This window comes from Streptomyces sp. NPDC044003, assembly GCF_056435185.1.
Genome location: NZ_JBWKFA010000003.1, coordinates 389,395 through 405,462, shown reverse-complemented (window position 1 = coordinate 405,462; position 16,068 = coordinate 389,395). Strand labels below are relative to the sequence as shown.

General features: G+C 73.0%; 9 protein-coding genes and 1 pseudogene. 7 read left to right on the top strand and 3 right to left on the bottom strand.

Annotation, left to right across the window (positions count from 1 at the left end; genetic code table 11):
- Window positions 1-140 precede the first annotated feature (140 nt).
- Together AC07AW_RS13915 and AC07AW_RS13910 are read right to left on the bottom strand one after the other, a co-directional pair.
- Entirely contained in the window at window positions 141-1,661 is a 1,521-nt protein-coding gene (locus AC07AW_RS13915; RefSeq protein ID WP_478815665.1) for a streptophobe family protein, read from the bottom strand.
- Between the two features lie 207 nt (window positions 1,662-1,868).
- The gene (locus AC07AW_RS13910; RefSeq protein WP_478815664.1) at window positions 1,869-4,100 is read right to left on the bottom strand and encodes an MMPL family transporter; all 2,232 of its coding nucleotides are present in this window, start codon (window positions 4,098-4,100) and stop codon (window positions 1,869-1,871) included.
- Between the two features lie 475 nt (window positions 4,101-4,575).
- Here AC07AW_RS13910 and AC07AW_RS13905 point away from each other — a divergent pair, with 475 nt between their 5' ends.
- From AC07AW_RS13905 to AC07AW_RS13885, 5 genes and pseudogenes are all read left to right on the top strand, one after another.
- Window positions 4,576-5,187, top strand: a complete 612-nt coding sequence (locus AC07AW_RS13905) for a PadR family transcriptional regulator (protein ID WP_478815663.1) — start codon at window positions 4,576-4,578, stop codon at window positions 5,185-5,187.
- Entirely contained in the window at window positions 5,184-6,950 is a 1,767-nt protein-coding gene (locus tag AC07AW_RS13900) for a sulfatase (RefSeq protein ID WP_478815662.1), read from the top strand. Before AC07AW_RS13905 ends, AC07AW_RS13900 begins: the two co-directional genes overlap by 4 nt.
- Window positions 6,951-7,070: 120 nt before the next feature.
- Window positions 7,071-8,411, top strand: coding sequence for an MFS transporter (locus tag AC07AW_RS13895; RefSeq protein WP_478815661.1), 1,341 nt, complete (start codon window positions 7,071-7,073; stop codon window positions 8,409-8,411).
- Window positions 8,408-9,367, top strand: a pseudogene (locus AC07AW_RS13890) (formylglycine-generating enzyme family protein); the annotation flags it as partial. The gene AC07AW_RS13895 and the pseudogene AC07AW_RS13890, both read left to right, overlap by 4 nt.
- Before the next feature lie 137 nt (window positions 9,368-9,504).
- Window positions 9,505-10,242, top strand: a complete 738-nt coding sequence (locus AC07AW_RS13885) for an alpha/beta hydrolase (protein ID WP_478815660.1) — start codon at window positions 9,505-9,507, stop codon at window positions 10,240-10,242.
- Here the strand turns inward: AC07AW_RS13885 and AC07AW_RS13880 are convergent.
- Window positions 10,226-11,506 carry a TetR/AcrR family transcriptional regulator gene (locus AC07AW_RS13880; protein ID WP_478815659.1) on the bottom strand — a complete coding sequence of 427 codons (1,281 nt, stop codon included), beginning with the start codon at window positions 11,504-11,506 and terminating at the stop codon, window positions 10,226-10,228. The genes AC07AW_RS13885 and AC07AW_RS13880 overlap by 17 nt on opposite strands.
- Window positions 11,507-11,664: 158 nt before the next feature.
- Between AC07AW_RS13880 and AC07AW_RS13875 the strand changes: the two genes are divergently transcribed.
- On the top strand, window positions 11,665-12,924 hold the full coding sequence (locus AC07AW_RS13875; RefSeq protein ID WP_478815658.1) for an MFS transporter: 1,260 nt from the start codon (window positions 11,665-11,667) through the stop codon (window positions 12,922-12,924).
- A 62-nt stretch (window positions 12,925-12,986) separates the two neighbouring features.
- Window positions 12,987-16,052 carry a glycoside hydrolase family 2 TIM barrel-domain containing protein gene (locus tag AC07AW_RS13870; protein WP_478815657.1) on the top strand — a complete coding sequence of 1,022 codons (3,066 nt, stop codon included), beginning with the start codon at window positions 12,987-12,989 and terminating at the stop codon, window positions 16,050-16,052.
- Window positions 16,053-16,068: the final 16 nt, after the last annotated feature.

Genomic DNA, 16,068 nt, shown 5'->3' with positions numbered 1-16,068 from the left:
GTGTGGGGATCGCCGCCTTCTTGGACTGGGCACTGGGGCTGGGCTGACAGGCTCCTGTGCTGACCGGTTCCTGTCCTGACTGGTTCCTGGGCTAACCGGTTCCTGTGCTGACTGGTTCTTCTCAGGAGATCACGGGGAGCTCACGAGGCCGCGTCCGACGGGACCCGGGACACCGGCCGGCGGCCGGTCGGTCCTCGGCCGGTGCCGACGGGCGGCTGCGGCACAGGACGGGGGCGCCGCCGGGCCCGCCGGCCGTGCAGGCGGCTGCCAGCGTACGAGGCGAGGGCGGCGAGGACAAAGCCGGTCAGTGCGGACAGTCCGGCGTCGCCGTTCAGGCCCGCCGTCATGCCACCCATCTCGTTGCCCATGAGGCTGATGCCGATCCGTACCGACCCCTGGGCGAGCAAGGGGAGCAGCAAGGCGGAAGCGCCCACCGCGATGCCGGTCCGCAGGGCGGTGTCCGCGTGGCGGTCGAGCAGGGCCTCGGAGTCCTCACGCGGGGTACGGGCCGGAGTGCGGGCGGCAGCCACGTACCCGGCGATCAGCAGAAGGAGGAACATCAGGACCATCGCGATCAGCCACAGCGGCAGCCCCGCGCCCGACCAGCCTCCGACGTCGACGGACTTGTCCGTGCCCGCGCCACCGCCCCGGGCTGCGCCGCCGAGCATGCCGAGCATCCCGCCGCCTTCGGTCTCGAGGCGCCGCATGCCCGCCTCCCAGGAGGCGCCGAGGCCGGTGGTGACCAGTACGGCGAGGGCGTTGGGCGCGAGAAGCAGCAGCAGGCCCGCCGCCTTGGCCGCCTGCTCGCGGCCGGTCAGGGCCGCCGCCCCGGCCAGGAGAGCGACGGCCACGGCCGAACAGCACAGCACGGCCGCGATGCCGGTGAGGGCGGAGGCGACCGCGTTCCACTTCAGGCGCGCACGGCCGAGGGCGAGGGGCCGCGGCAGGGTCGTACGGCGGGCGGCCAGACAGCCGAGGGCGAGGACGGCGCCGACCCACAGCAGACCGAAGAAGACGGTCGCCGCGGTGTCGGTCTCGAACATCACCGACGACAGACCCTTGGTGAGACCTCCGCCCCCGCCGCCTCCGAACCGGCTGAACGCTCCGGACGAGGCGCCCTTGCCGAAGCGGTCCGTCACGCTCTCCGGCAGCCGGGCCGTGCCCTGGGCCATGCCGGCCAGTATCGGGAGAACCGCGGCCGAGGTCACCAGCGCACCGCCGCACCGGGCCCACAGCAGCGCCGGGGCCGGCCGCTGCCGTCGGCGCAGGGGCCGGAAGAAGCCGAGCGCCAGGACAGCCGTTCCGAGGAACGTCAGCATCAGCGGCGTCACCGCCGCCTCACCGGTCAGGCCGAGGCTCAGGCCGCCCCCGCCGCCCAGGCCGCCGAACAGTCCGCCGAGGCCGCCGCCCGCCCCGCCGTCGTCGGCGGGTTCGGGAGCGGGCGCCGACTCGACAGTGACGCCTCCGCCGACGGCCATGCTCACCAGGGTGGGTACGAGGCGGGTGACCGGGGCGACTGCGTCGGCGCCGAGGACGGTCAGGGCCGCCCACGCGGCGGCGGTCATCGCGAGGACGGCGGCCGCGGCCGCGAGGGATCCTTCGAGGGCGTGGCGCCAGGGCGAGCCGGCGGGACGGGCGGGCGGCGGTGCGGCGGAGGACACGGGGCAGGCTCCTGTGGACGGGTTACGGGGTGGAGCACGGGGCGGCGGGAGGGGGACGCCGCCCCGTGAACTGGGGTGCGGGACCGGGGCTGTCGGAGCCCGGTTCACCGGAGCGGGACGGCTCCGGGCCGCCGGTTCAGCGGCGCGGGACGGGTCTCCGCGGCCTCTGTTCACCGGGAGCCCCGGGCCCCGGCCGGGGACGTGGGCTCAGTCGCCGGTGCCGGTTCCGACGGTTTCGGTGACCCTGTCGGGACCGTGCTGCGGCGTCTCGGCAGTGGCGGCCGTGGGATCGCCCTGGCTCCGTTCGAGCCGCTCGCCCTCGACGTCGAGGTCGGGCACGAGGCGGTCGAGCCATCGGGGCAGGCGCCAGGCGGCACGGCCGAGCAGGGCCAGGACGGCGGGGACGAGCGCCATGCGGACGGCGAACGCGTCGAAGAGGACGGCGGCGGCGAGGCCGAAGCCGATGGTCTTGAGCATCTGTTCGTCGCTGCCCATGAACGAGGCGAACACCGCGATCATGATCAGCGCGGCGGCGGTCACCACTCGCCCGCTGTGCTCGAAACCGCTGACCACGGCGTCCTTCGGCGACTGCCCGTGGACGTACGCCTCGCGCATCCGGGTGACGAGGAAGACCTCGTAGTCCATGGCGAGGCCGAAGACGACGCCCACCATGAAGATCGGCATCATCGACATCACGGGCCCGGGTTCGGCGACCCCGAAGAGGGAGGCCAGCCAGCCCCACTGGAAGACGGCGACCACCGCGCCGAGGCCGGCGAGGACGGACAGCAGGAAGCCCAGGGCGGCCTTGAGGGGCACGAGGAGGGACCGGAAGACAGCGATGAGCAGCAGGAACGCCAGGCCGACCACGAGTGCCAGGTAGGGCAGCAGCGCGTCGGACAACTTCTGGGAGACGTCGACGTTCATCGCCGTCGATCCGCCGACCAGAACACGGGCGTCGTGGTCGTCGACGAGCCGCGGGTCGCGCAGCGCGTGGACCAGGTCGGCCGTCCCGGTGCTCGCCGGTGCGGCCGCCGGGACGACGTTGAGGACGGCGGTGTCACCGGACGCGCTGAGCCGGGGCTGCCCGACGGCGGCGACGTCCTTCCGCTCGCGGATCTCCTCGGCGACGTCCTGGGCGGCGGTCCGGGCGCTGCCGCCGTCCTCGTTCCGTACCACCACGGTCAGCGGGCCGTTGAAGCCCGGCCCGAAGCCCTCGGCAAGGAGGTCGTAGGCCCGGCGCTGGGTCGTCGAGGTGGGCTTGCTCTCGTCACCCGGCAGCCCCATCTCCAGCGACGCGGCGGGCACGGCGATCGCGCCGAGCAGCGCGACCCCGCCGAGAAGGACGGCGACCGGCCGCCGGACGGTGAACCGGGCCCAGCGCACGCCGAGGCCGGGCTTCGGCCGGTCGCCCTCGCCACGGCGGCGCCGTGCGCGGGCCGGACCGATCCGGCGGCCGCAGATCCCGAGCAGGGCGGGGATCAGGGTGACGGCGATGAGGACCGCGATGACGACGGTGCCGGCCGCGGCGAGACCCATCTGGGCCAGCAGCGGGATGCCGACCACCCACAGTCCGGCCAGGGCGATGACGACGGTCAGGCCGGCGAACACGACCGCCGAGCCGGCGGTGCCCACCGCGTGGGCGGCCGCGTCCTCGCGCTCCCTGCCCCGGGCGAGTTCGGTGCGGTAGCGGGAGACGACGAACAGGGCGTAGTCGATGCCGACGGCGAGGCCGATCATGGTGGCGAGGCTGCTGGTGGTCGAACCGAGGCCGAGGGGCTCCGCGAGCACCTTGATCGCGAGACCGCCGATGCCGACGCCGAGGATCGCGGTGAGCAGCGGAAGGCCGGCGGCGAGCAGCGAGCCGAAGGTGAGGGCGAGCACGACGGCGGCCACGGCGAGGCCCAGGGCCTCGGAGGAGTGCCCGCCGGCCATCGCGGTGACGGCGTTGCCGCCGACCTCGACGGTCAGCTCCGGCGAGCGCGCGTGCTCGACGGTGTCCTGGAGTGCGGTGCGCGAGCTCTCCGCCAGTTCCGGGGCGGACACCTTGTAGGAGACCTGCGCGTAGGCGGTGGAGCCGTCCGCGCTCACCGATCGGGTGGCGTAGGGGTCGGTGACCCGGACGACCTGCGGGTCGGCGCCGAGTCCCCGTACCGTCTCCTGGACGGCCTTCTTCGTCCTGGGGTCGGTGACCTTGCCGTCCTCGGCCCGGAAGACCACCCGGGCCGTCGCGCCGTCGGCGTTCAGCTCCGGGAAGCTCTCCTCCAGCAGGTCGTACGCCTGCTGTGCCTCGGTGCCGGGCATGGAGAAGTCGTTCGGCGGCGCGGCGGGGGCTCTGCCCGCCAGTACCCCCGCCCCCACGAGCAGTACCACCCACAGCAGCGCGACCGGCCGGCGCCTCCGGAAGGAGAACCGGCCCAGCCGGGAAAGGATTGTGGCCACAGCAAAGGCTCCACGTCAGGTCGGGGCTCATCGGAACGGCCCTGACGCTGTCAGCCCACCCTGATCGCCCCCGGAGAGATCCTGGGAACTTTCTGAGAGTTCCGGGCACCGGGGCAGGGCCGATGCCCCGGATACCCGGCCTGTCCGCTGCCACCGCGTCCTGATTCACAGGAAGTTCACCGGGTCGGCGGGCGTGGACGCCGCCAGTCACCGACGCCGCGAACCGGGCCGCCCTCGCGGCCACCCTGCGGGACCTGACCGACCCGCGCCGGGGGGCCGTGCACACTCGGGCCGGCCCGGTCGCCGACCTGGTGCCGCCCATCCGCCGTGCCACTCCATCCGGTTGAAACCATCCGTCGGATGGTGAAGGGCGCCTTGCAGGCGGGATAAACCCGCGCCGGAACCCTTGACTCCGCACGTCTGCCGACCTACAACACTTGTCACATAGGTGAAAGTGCACATAGCGAGGTCGGTCATGGTCAAGTTCGAATACGTCCTGCTCGCCCTGCTCGCCGGACGCCCGCGCAGCGGCTTCGACCTGGGCAGGTGGATGGAGACCGAGGGACAGTTCCTGCGCTCCCGGTCCCACCACAGCCAGATCTACCGTCTGTTGGGGCGCCTGGAGGGCGACGGCTGGGTCGTCCACGAGGTCGATCCGCGCGACGGCCGGCCGGACGCGAAGGTGTACCGGCTGACGCCGTCCGGGCGGGACGCCCTGCTGGCATGGGTGCGCTCGCCGTACGAGCCGTCCAGCCGCTTCCAGGACCCGGACTTCCTGGCCCGGTTCGCCTTCGCCGCCCCGCTGGACGAGGAGGCGGCGATCGGGCTCGTACGGACCGAACTCGCCTTCCGCCGCGAGCAGGTGGCCGTCAACCGCCATCGCGACCGCACGCTCACCTTCGAGGATCCGCTGCCCGAGCTGGACACGGCCTTCGCCCAGGAGGTCTTCGACTCGCTGCACGACCACGGGTCGGCCGCCGTCGACACCTGGATCGCCTGGCTGGAGCGGATGCTGCACCGCCTCGAAGCCCGCCTCGAAACCCACATGGAAGACCGCTTGAACCAGAGAGGGGACTCCCCCGCGTGAAAGCCATCATGGTCATGTTCGACAGCCTCAACCGGCACATGCTGCCGCCGTACGGAGCGGACTGGACCCACGCCCCGAACTTCGCCCGCCTCGCCGAGCGGGCGGTCACGTTCGACAACGCCTACGCCGGTTCGCTGCCGTGCATGCCGGCCCGCCGGGAACTGCACACCGGCCGGTACAACTTCCTGCACCGCAGCTGGGGCCCGCTGGAGCCGTTCGACGACTCGACCCCCGAACTCCTCAAGCAGAACGGCGTCTACACCCACCTGTCGAGCGACCACCCGCACTACTGGGAGGACGGCGGCTCGACCTACCACGGCCGCTACAACACCTGGGAGTTCTCGCGCGGGCAGGAGGGCGACGCCTGGAAGGGGCACGTCACCGACCCCGAGCTGCCCGACACCCTGAAGCGCATGCGCAGCGAGGGCTTCCGGCAGGACTGGGTCAACCGCCAGTACATGGCGACGGAGGACCGGCACCCGCAGACGCTCACCTTCGACGCGGGCCTGGAGTTCATCCGTACGAACAAGGACGCCGACCGCTGGTTCGTCCAGATCGAGACCTTCGACCCGCACGAGCCGTTCTTCACCCACCAGCGCTACAAGGACCTGTACCCGCACGAGTACGACGGCCCGCACTTCGACTGGCCCGACTACAAGCGCGTCACCGAGACCGACGACCAGGTGGCGCACGCCCGCTACGAGTACGCGGCGCTGCTCTCCATGTGCGACCGCTCCCTCGGCCGGGTCCTCGACGCCATGGACGAGCACGGGCTGTGGGACGACACCCTGCTGATCGTCAACACCGACCACGGTTTCCTGCTGGGCGAGAAGGGCTGGTGGGCCAAGTGGGTCCAGCCCTGGTTCAACGAACTCGTCCACCTGCCGCTCTTCGTCTGGGACCCCCGTCACCCCGGCACCGCCGGGGAACGGCGCGACTCCCTGGTGCAGACGATCGACATCGCACCGACCCTGCTCGACTGGTTCGGCGTCGACCGCCCGGCCGACATGCAGGGCTCCCCGCTGCCCGTCGCCGACGACACGCCCGTGCGCGAGGCCGGCCTCTTCGGCGCCCACGGCGGACACGTCAACGTCACCGACGGACGGTACGTGTACATGCGCGCCCCCGTCTCCGAGGAGAACGGGCCGCTGTACGAGCACACCCTGATGCCGACGCACATGCGCGGCCGGTTCACCCCGGCCGAACTGGCTGACGCCGACCTCGCCGCCCCCTTCGGCTTCACCAAGGGCGTGAAGACGCTCCGTACGCCCGCCCGTTCCTTCCTCAACCCCTACTACCAGGGCACCCTCCTCTTCGACCTGGAGACCGACCCCGAGCAGCTGGCCCCGATCGTCGACGACGAGGCCGAGCTGCGCATGGCGACGCTCCTGGTCGAGGCGATGCGCGCCTCCGAGGCACCGCCGAGCCAGTACGAGCGGCTCGGGCTGCCCGAGACCGGGCCGGTCACCGAGAAGCACCTGCTGGTCCGCGCCCAGCACGGCCAGGCGGAGGAGTTCGCCCGGCCGCTCCCGCGCCCCGAGGACTATCCGGGCGGGCGGCTGTCCCTGCGCAGCCCGGTGAAGACGCTGATCGCCGACCCGGTCGCCGTCGAGGTGCTCCGCCGGCACCTGCCCGAACTCCTCGCCTCCGAGTTCCTGCAGTTCCTGGCCGGTACGTCGCTGATCGACGTGGCCGGGATCGCGGGCGGCCGGGTCCCGGCCACCGCCCTGCGGTCGATCGCGGACGAACTCGCCGCGCTCTGACCCTGCCGTCACACCTTCGGTTCGGCCGGTGACGGGGTTGCCGCCCCGTCACCGGCCCGTGCACCTGCCCCTCCCCCGCACAGTTCCCGCCAAGAAACGACACGGCGAAAGGACGGCGCGATGCCCGAGCTTATCGGCGGCTCCGCGACCACGAGCACCCTGGATCCCCCGGCGGTCCGGGGCCGCTGGCGGCAGCTCTCCCTCCTCGGCGGCTCCCAGCTCGTCGACAACACCGAGTCGGGCATCATCGCCGGACTCTTCCCCGTCATCCGGCAGGCCCTCGACCTCTCGCTCGGCGCCCTCGGCATCCTGACGGCAGCGGGCAAGCTCATCGGCGTGGTCACCACGCCGCTGTGGGTCTGGGCGGCCCACCGCTGGTCCCGCAAGGGCGTCCTGGTGATCTGCGCGGGCCTGTGGGGCGTCTGGGGCGTGGCCATGGGCCTCGCGCAGAACTTCGCCCAGCTGCTCGTCTTCTCGACGATCCTCTCCGCCGGATACGCCGGTGCCGGGCCGATCGTCACCGAACTCATCGGCGACCTCTTCGACACCCGCGCCCGGGGGCGGGCGGTCGGCCTCTTCTACGGTCTGATCGCGCTCGCCTCGTCCGCGGTCGCCGCGCTGAAGGGCCAGCTCGCGGGCGTCGAGGACGGCTGGCGCTGGGGCCTGTGGGTGCTGGGCGTCCTCGGCGTCGGGTACGGCCTCGTCCTGTGGCGGTGGCTGCGCGACCCGGGGCGCGGCGCCTCCGAGCCCGAGCTCGCCGGACTCGACCGGGCCGAGCGCGAGGCGGCGTCCCGGGTGACCTGGCGGCAGGCCGTGGCGCTGATGAGGATCCCGAGCCTGCGGGTGCTGCTGTTCTCCCGGCTCCTCTCGGGGCACCTGCTGGTGCTGTCCTTCGGCGTCGTGTACCTGGTGGACGTCTACGGCTTCACCACGCAGACCGCCTCAGTGGTGCTGCTGCCTCTCGGCATGGGCTTCTTCACCGGAAACCTCCTGGGCGGCATCCTCGGCGACCGTGCCAACCGGCGCAGCCCGGCGCACGGGCTGCCCGCGCTGCTCCAGGGCGCGCAGTTCGTCTTCGCGGCCCTCGCCTTCTTCGCCACCCAGTTCGACTACGACGGGATCGGCATGTACGCCCTGCTCTTCGGGCTCATGGGCATCGCGCAGGGCGTCAATCCGTCCCTCAACCGGCCGATGGTCATGGCCGTGGTGCCGCCGGGGCTGCGGGCCGCCGCCTTCACGATCTACGTGGCCTTCTTCGAGTCGGTCGCCTGGGCCGCGTTCGGCCTCGGCGCGGGCTTCGCCGGTGACGCGATCGGGCTGCGCCCGGTCTTCCTCGTGGTCCTGGTGGGGCTGACGCTGGCCAACGGCGTCCTCCTGACCCTGCTGCACCGCACCTACGGGCGGGACGCGGAGCGCATGAAGCAGGAACTGGATTCCCGGCGCGAGGAGTTGAGCCGATGACCCGGACGTCCGCCCCGCCGGCCCCGTGCTGCCTGCCGCCCGGCGCGGGGGCCGCCGGAGCGCCCCTGCTCGCGCCGGCCTCGCCGCCGCGACGGAGAACCGGGGGCACGGAGGGGATGGTGGCCCTGCCCGGCGGGGAGTTCCTGATGGGGACGGAGGACGCCGAGGGCTTTCCGGCCGACGGCGAGGGACCGGTCCGGCCGGTGCGGCTGAAGCCGTTCCTGATCGACGCGTGCGCGGTGAGCAACGACGCCTTCGCCCGGTTCGTCGAGGCCACCGGCCACGTCACCGAGGCCGAACGGTTCGGCTGGTCCTACGTGTTCGCCGGTTTCCTGCCCGCAGCGCTGCGCCGGGGCGCCCGGCGTCCGGAGCGCACCCCGTGGTGGTGCGGAGTGCCCGGCGCCGCCTGGAACCGTCCGGAAGGTCCCGGCAGCACGCTCGACGGCCGCGGCGACCACCCGGTGGTGCACGTCTCGTGGAACGACGCCGCCGCCTACGCGGCCTGGGCCGGCAAGCGGCTGCCGACCGAGGCCGAGTGGGAGTACGCGGCCCGCGGCGGCCTGGAGGGGAAGCGGTACCCCTGGGGGGACGAGCTGGACCCGGAGGGCGCGTACCGCTGCAACATCTGGCGCGGCACGTTCCCGTCGCGGAACACCGCCGCCGACGGCCACCGGGGCACCGCGCCGGTCGACGCCTTCGAGCCCAACGGGTACGGCCTCTACAACACCTCCGGCAACGTGTGGGAGTGGTGCGCCGACTGGTGGACCACCGCCCACCCGACGGGCGCCGGGCTCATCGACCCGAGGGGGCCCGACACCGGCGCCGCCAAGGTGATCCGCGGCGGCTCCCACATGTGCCACCGCTCGTACTGCAACCGCTACCGCGTCGCCGCCCGCACCGCCAACACCCCCGACAGCACCAGCGGCCACGCCGGCTTCCGCTGCGCCCGCGACGCGGAGCCCCGTACCGCCGGAGAGAACCGCCACGCCGGACAGACCCGCACCGAAGGCGAAGACCGCACCGCCGGACAGACCCGCGCCGCAGGCGAAGACCGCGCCGCCGGACAGACCCGTACCGCCGGAGAGGAACGCGCATGAGCCGTCCGACCGAGCAGCGCGCCACGTACGACAGCCCCGCTCGCGGGGCTCGGGCGCTGCTGCTGTACCGGCCCGTCGGGCCGCCGTCCGCCGCCGTCGTCCTCTTCCACGGCGGTGGCTGGCGCACCGGCTCCCCCGACCAGTTCGCGCCCCAGTGCCGTCGCCTCGCCGCCGACGGCGTCCTCGCGGTGAGCGCGGGGTACGGGCTGATCGGGCACGACTCCGACGACCTCGGGGACTGCCTGGCCGACGCCCGCGCCGCCGTCGACCACGTGCGTCACCTCGCCCCCGGCGTTCCGCTGTTCGTGGGCGGCGGCTCGGCGGGCTGTCAACTCGCCCTGACCGCCGCACTGGAGAGCGATCGGCCGCTCGCCGGGCTCCTGCTGTTCAACCCCGCCGTCGACCTCTGCGCACCCGGCCCCGCGGGCGAACTGCTGCGGGAGGTGAGCGGCCTGGAAGCCGACCGGGCAGCGGCCGTCTCACCCCTGCGCCTGGTACGTCCCGGGGCGCCGCCCGCGATCGTCTTCCACGGCACGGCGGACACCCTGGTGCCGGTCGCCGACGCCCGCCGTTTCCGCGACGCGATGAGGGCGGCGGGGAACGCGTGCGAGCTCGTCGAGTACGAGGGCGCGCCGCATGGTTTCTTCAACCCCGGTGCGGGCGAGCCGCGTTGGCACGAGGAGCCGATGGAGCTGGCCGCGGGCTTCGTGCGGCGGGTCACGAAGGCCGGGTGAGCAGGCGCGTCCGTGCGTCGGCGGTCAGGGTCTCGGCCAGCAGGCCGTCGAGGTGCTGGAGCAGGCGTTCGGGGATACGACTGTCGGTCGCGTCGTAGGGTTGGTGGATCTGGAGGCCGTCCCACAGGGCGATGAACCAGGCGGCCTCCTGGTCCACGTCGACGTCCGGCCGGACCAGCTCCTGGTCCCGGAGCGAGCGGAGTTCGCCGGCGAAGGTGTCGAGGACGCGGGTGAACCGGGCCGCGAAGTGGGCGTGGGCGGGGTGGTCGGGGGCGGTGGCCTCGCAGACCAAGGCCGTGTAGAGCGCGGTCCGCTCGCGGTGGCCCTCGTTGTGCACGGCCCGGCGGTGCACGTTGTACGCCTTGTCGTAGACGGTCACCGGCGTGATGTACGCGGTGTCGGCGTCGCGGTCGCGGCGGCCGATGACGGCTTCCAGGAGGGCTTCCTTGGTGGGGAAGTAGTAGAGCAGTGCGCCGTGGCTCAGCTCCAGGCGGGCGGCGATGGCGCGCAGGCTCGTGCCGAGGTAGCCGTGGAGGGCGAACTCCCGCGCGGCCGCCTCGATGATCTCGGCCTCCCGGTCCGGAGCGGTCTGCCCGGCCGCGGGAGGCGCGGCGGCCGGGATGTCGGCGGGCTCGATCCGCTCGCCCGCGTCCGTCCCGCCGCGCGCGAGCCGGGCGGCCAGTGCGTCCGCCGGTGACACCCGGTCGGGCAGGTAGAGGTGGAGCAACTGGAGGCCGTCCCAGGCGGCGAGGACGTCCTGGGCACCTTCCGGGCCGAAGGACGGGGTGAGGCGTCGCCGCGCCTCCGCCAGGCGGGATTCCACGGCCGAGCGAGCGGGGTGGCCGGGGGCGGCGGCCTCGCCGAGGAGGGTGATCAGCAGTTCCGTACAAATACGGGCTGCGGCGGCTTCGGCGGCGAGGCGTACGAGGGCGGGGCCCGGGTCGGCGTCGGGTGCGAGCCGCGCGAGGTCGGGGTGGGGGCCGTTCTCCTGGCGGGCGAGGAGAGCGGTGAGGAGGTCGTCCTTCGAGGCGTAGTGGCGGAGCAGTCCCGCGTGGGTGATGCCCGCCCGCTTGGCGAGGGACCGCAGGGAGGTGGCCGTGTAGCCGGCCGTTCCGAAGAGCTCCCCGGCGGCGTCCAGGAGCTGCTCGCGGCGTGCGCTGCCCCGCCGGGAGGGACGGCGGGCGGCGGGCGCGGAACCGGAGGCGGGGGCAGGGACGGGGACCTCCGTGCCGTCGGTGTCCGACCGGTCCTCGGCCAGGGGCATCAGGCGACTCCTCCGTGTGACGCGTACGCCCGAGGTTATCAGCGCACCTTGTTTGTAACCACTTGGTCAACACTTGTTACCACCCGGTCAAATCCATGCTACAAATCGCGGTGTCAGGCAGCCGCCCGCGGCTTCCTCCTCCTCGAAGGAGTGGACCCATGACCGAGCAGTCGACGATCGACGCTCCCGGCAAGCCGCCGGAAACCCCCGCCCGACAAGGGCTCACCGCCCTCCTGGGACTGGGCAACTTCGGTGTCTTCCTCACCTGGGGAGCGGTCCCCGGCGTCCTGCTCGGCCTCCAGTTGCAGGCCATGGATCCCGGCGCCAAGGAACGGAACCTCGGGATCGTCATCGCCGTCGGCGCCGCCGTCGCGACCCTGGCCCAGCCGGTGTGGGGCATGCTCTCCGACCGCACCCGCAGCCGGTACGGCAAGCGCAGCCCGTACCTGATCGGCTGTGCCGTCCTCGGCGCGGCCTCCCTCGTCGGGATGGCCCTCTCCGAGTCCGTCCTCACGCTGGCCACGTGGTGGTGCCTCGTCCAGGCCCTCGCCACCGGCGTCCAGGGCACCCTCTCCGCCGTCCTGCCCGACCGTGTGCCCGTCGCCCGGCGGGCGACGGCCGCCGCCGCGCTCGGCTTCGGCGGCACGGCCGGCAACATGTGCGGCCAGGTCCTGGCCTCCACCCTCGGCGGGCAGAGCTATCTGCTCCCGTACGGGATTCTCGCGGCCGCTCTCGTGGTCACGACCGTCGGCTTCGTCGCCCTCCAGCCCGACCGGCCCAGCGCCGCCGAACCCCGCGCGCCGTTCTCCCCGCGCCTGCTGCTCGGCACCGTCTGGGTGAGCCCCCGCCGGCACCCCGACTTCGCCTGGGCGGTCCTCGGGCGGCTGCTGCTGATGCTCGCCTACTTCGTGATCAGCGGCTATCTCTTCTACATCCTCCAGGACTACCTGGGGCTCGGCCGCGACGGCGCCCTGTCCGTCATCTCCCTCGTCGCGCTCTGCGCCCTCGCGGGCATGGTGACCTCGATCTTCGTCTCCGGGCGTCTGTCCGACCGCTACGGGCGGCGCAAGCCCTTCGTCTTCGCCGCATCGGCGCTGATGGGAGTCGGCATGTTCGTCCCCTTCTTCGTCCCCACTCTGGGCGGACTGATCGCCTTCGCCCTGATCGCCGGCCTCGGCTACGGCTGCTACCAGGCCGTCGACACCGCCCTGTTCACCGAGGTGCTGCCGTCCGCCCAGGACGCGGCGAAGGACCTGGGCATCGCCAACATCGCCGCCCACCTCCCCCAGATCGTGGCCCCGGTCGTCTCCGGCTTCGTCATCCTCCACGCCGGTGGCTACCGCTCGCTCTTCGCCATCGCCTTCGTCCTGGCGGTGCTCGGCGCCCTGTGCGTCCTGCCCATCAAGTCCGTCCGCTGACCACCGACCCGACGCACCCGCCCCGCACCCCCGCGAACATCCCCGCGAAGGAAGCACCATCCATGCGCCAGCGAGCACACACGAGCCTGTGGAGCACCCCCGAGGTGACCGCGATCGGCCGTGAGCCGATGCACGCCCTCATCCACCACGACCGGGTGGACCTCGACGGGACCTGGGACTTCGAGCTCCTTCCGGCGCCGGACGCGACGCCGGCCGGACGGTGGCGCCCGCTGACGGTGCCCGGCGCCTGGACCATGCAGGACGTCGGCGACGCACCTCACTACACCAACGTCGCCATGCCGTTCGCGGGCCGGCCGCCGTACCCTCCGGCCGCCAACCCGACCGGCGTCCACCGGCGCACCTTCACCGTCCCCGGGCACTGGCACGGCGATCGTGTGGTGCTCCACGTCGGGGCCGCCGAGAGCGTGCTGCTCGTCCGCGTCAACGGCCACGAGATCGGCATGAGCAAGGACAGCCACCTCGCGGCCGAGTTCGACGTCACCGACGTCCTGCGGCACGGAGCGGAGGAGAACGAACTCGTCCTGACCGTCGTCAAGTTCTCCGACGCCGGCTACATCGAGGACCAGGACCAGTGGTGGCACGGCGGCATCACGCGCGGCGTCCACCTCTTCCGTACGCCGATGACCCGGCTGGCAGACGTCCGGGCCGTGGCCGACTTCGACGCCGCCACCGGTACGGGCCTGCTCTCCCTGACCGTCCACGTCGTCGACCGGGACGGGCCGCTCGCCGAAGGGCTGCGGCTGCGCGCGCGGATCGCCGACGCGGAGCGGACGGCGGACGTGCCCGTACGCAGCTCCCGCGTGCTGCCCGGCACCCTCCCGCTCTCTCCTGAACTGGCCGGTGCGACCGACGTGTTCGGCCTGTACAGCGCGCGGGCCGTCGGTCACGGCTTCCCCGAGGTACTGGAACCGCTGGCCCGCACGATGCTCTCCGCGATGTTCCCGGTGCCGGAGGGCAAGGTCGACATGGAGATCTCCCTCCCTGACGTCACTCCCTGGTCGGCGGAGCGGCCCGCTCTCCACTCCCTGACGGTCGAACTCCTCGACGCGGACGGGGAGATCATCGACTCCACCGTCCTCGACGTCGGCTTCCGCCGGGTCGAGATCTCCGGCAAGGACCTCCTCGTCAACGGCCGGCGCGTCTGGATCCAGGGCGTCAACCGGCACGACTTCCACCCGCGCACCGGCCGCACGCTCACCCGAGCCGAGATCGCCGCCGAGCTGCGCCTGCTGAAGCGGTACAACGTCAACGCGATCCGTACCGCCCACTACCCCAACCACCCCGACCTCCTCGAACTCGCCGACGCCTACGGCTTCTACGTCTTCGACGAGGCCGACATCGAGGCCCACGACTTCGCCTCGGAGCTGTGTGACAGCCCCCGCTACCTCGGCGCCTTCCTCGACCGCGTCTCCCGGATGGTGCTGCGCGACAAGAACCACCCGAGCGTCATCGCCTGGTCCCTGGGCAACGAGAGCGGCAGCGGCGTCAACCACGACGCGGCGGCCGCCTGGGTCCGGGGCTACGACCCGACCCGGCCGGTCCACTACGAGGGCGCCATCACCACCGACTGGTACGGCGGTCACCGGCAGACGGACATCGTCGCCCCCATGTACCCGACGGTCGACGCGATCCGGGCGTACGGACTCGACCCGCGCGCCGACCGGCCGCTGATCATGAGCGAGTACCAGCACGCCATGGGCAACTCCAACGGCTCCCTCGACGCCTACTGGCACACCATCCGCACCACGCCCGGCCTCCAGGGCGGCTTCGTGTGGGAGCTGTGGGACCACGGCCTCGACCCCGACGGCGACGGCCGCCACCGCTACGGCGGCGACTTCGGCGAGGAGATCCACGACGGCAACTTCTGCGTCGACGGCCTCCTCTTCCCCGACGGCACCCCGCATCCGGCGATGGAGGAGCTGCGCCATGTCTTCTCCCCCGTGACACCGACCGGCTACGACCTCGCCGCGGGCACGGTCGGGGTGCGCAACGAACGCGCCTTCGAGACCACGGCCGACCTGCGCTTCCACGCCCTCGTCGCGTCCACGGACGGCGACGGCCCCGCCCACCGGCTTGACGTGCCTCCGATCCTCCCCGGACACGGCGCGCGGATCCCCCTCCCCGAGGCGCTCGCCGACTCACTCCGGCACTCCCCCGCCGCCCTCGCCCTCCGGGTCGTCGTCTCCACGGACACGACGACCGAGTGGGCACCCGCCGACACGGAACTCGCCGTCCTCCAGCACGTCGTACGAGAGCCGGGCACTGCCGCCGTCGAGGCGCTCGCCCTCCCCCGTGACGCCTGGCCGGTCCCCCTGGACGTCGATGCGGACGGACTGCTCCGTCACCCCCTGCTCGTCTCCCCGCCCCGCCTCGCCTTGTGGCGGGCCCTCACCGACAACGACAAGTCCCGCTTCGTACGGGGCCGTCTGGAGGCCACCGGCCTGCACGCGCTCACCCGCACGGTCGAGGGGGTGGAGCGGGCCCCGGACGGATCGCGCGTCCGGATCACCGCCGCGTACACGAGCGCCACCGGCCACACCGTCCGGCACGAGCAGACCGTGGTCCGGGAGGACGACGGCGCTCTCCGTTTCGAGGAGCGCGTCGACATGCCGGCGACGCTCCCCGACATCCCCCGGCTCGGCATCGTCCTCGAACTCCGCGACGGGTACGAGCACGCCGGCTGGCTCGGCGACGGCCCCCACGAGAACTACCCGGACCGCCGCTCCTCCGCGCTCCTCGGCCGGTGGTCCGCGCCGATCGACGACCTGGCGGTGCCGTACCTGCGGCCCCAGGAGAACGGCGGCCGGGGCACCACCCGGCTGCTGACCCTCACCGGTGCCGAAGTCCCCGACGCCACCCTCACGTTCGAGCAGGCGCAGCAGATCAACGTGGCGCGGTGGACCACGGAGGAGCTGGCCGAGGCCACGCACGCGTGGCGGCTGAAGCCCCGAGCCGGGACGGTCGTCCACGCCGACCTCGCCCATCGCGGCCTCGGCACCGCGTCCGTCGGCCCCGACACCCCGCCCCGGTTCCGCGTGGGAGCCGGCACCCACACCTGGACCTGGCGCCTGCGGACCGGCGCCGCACCCACGACCCAAGGGAAGTGACCGTGGAACACCGAGA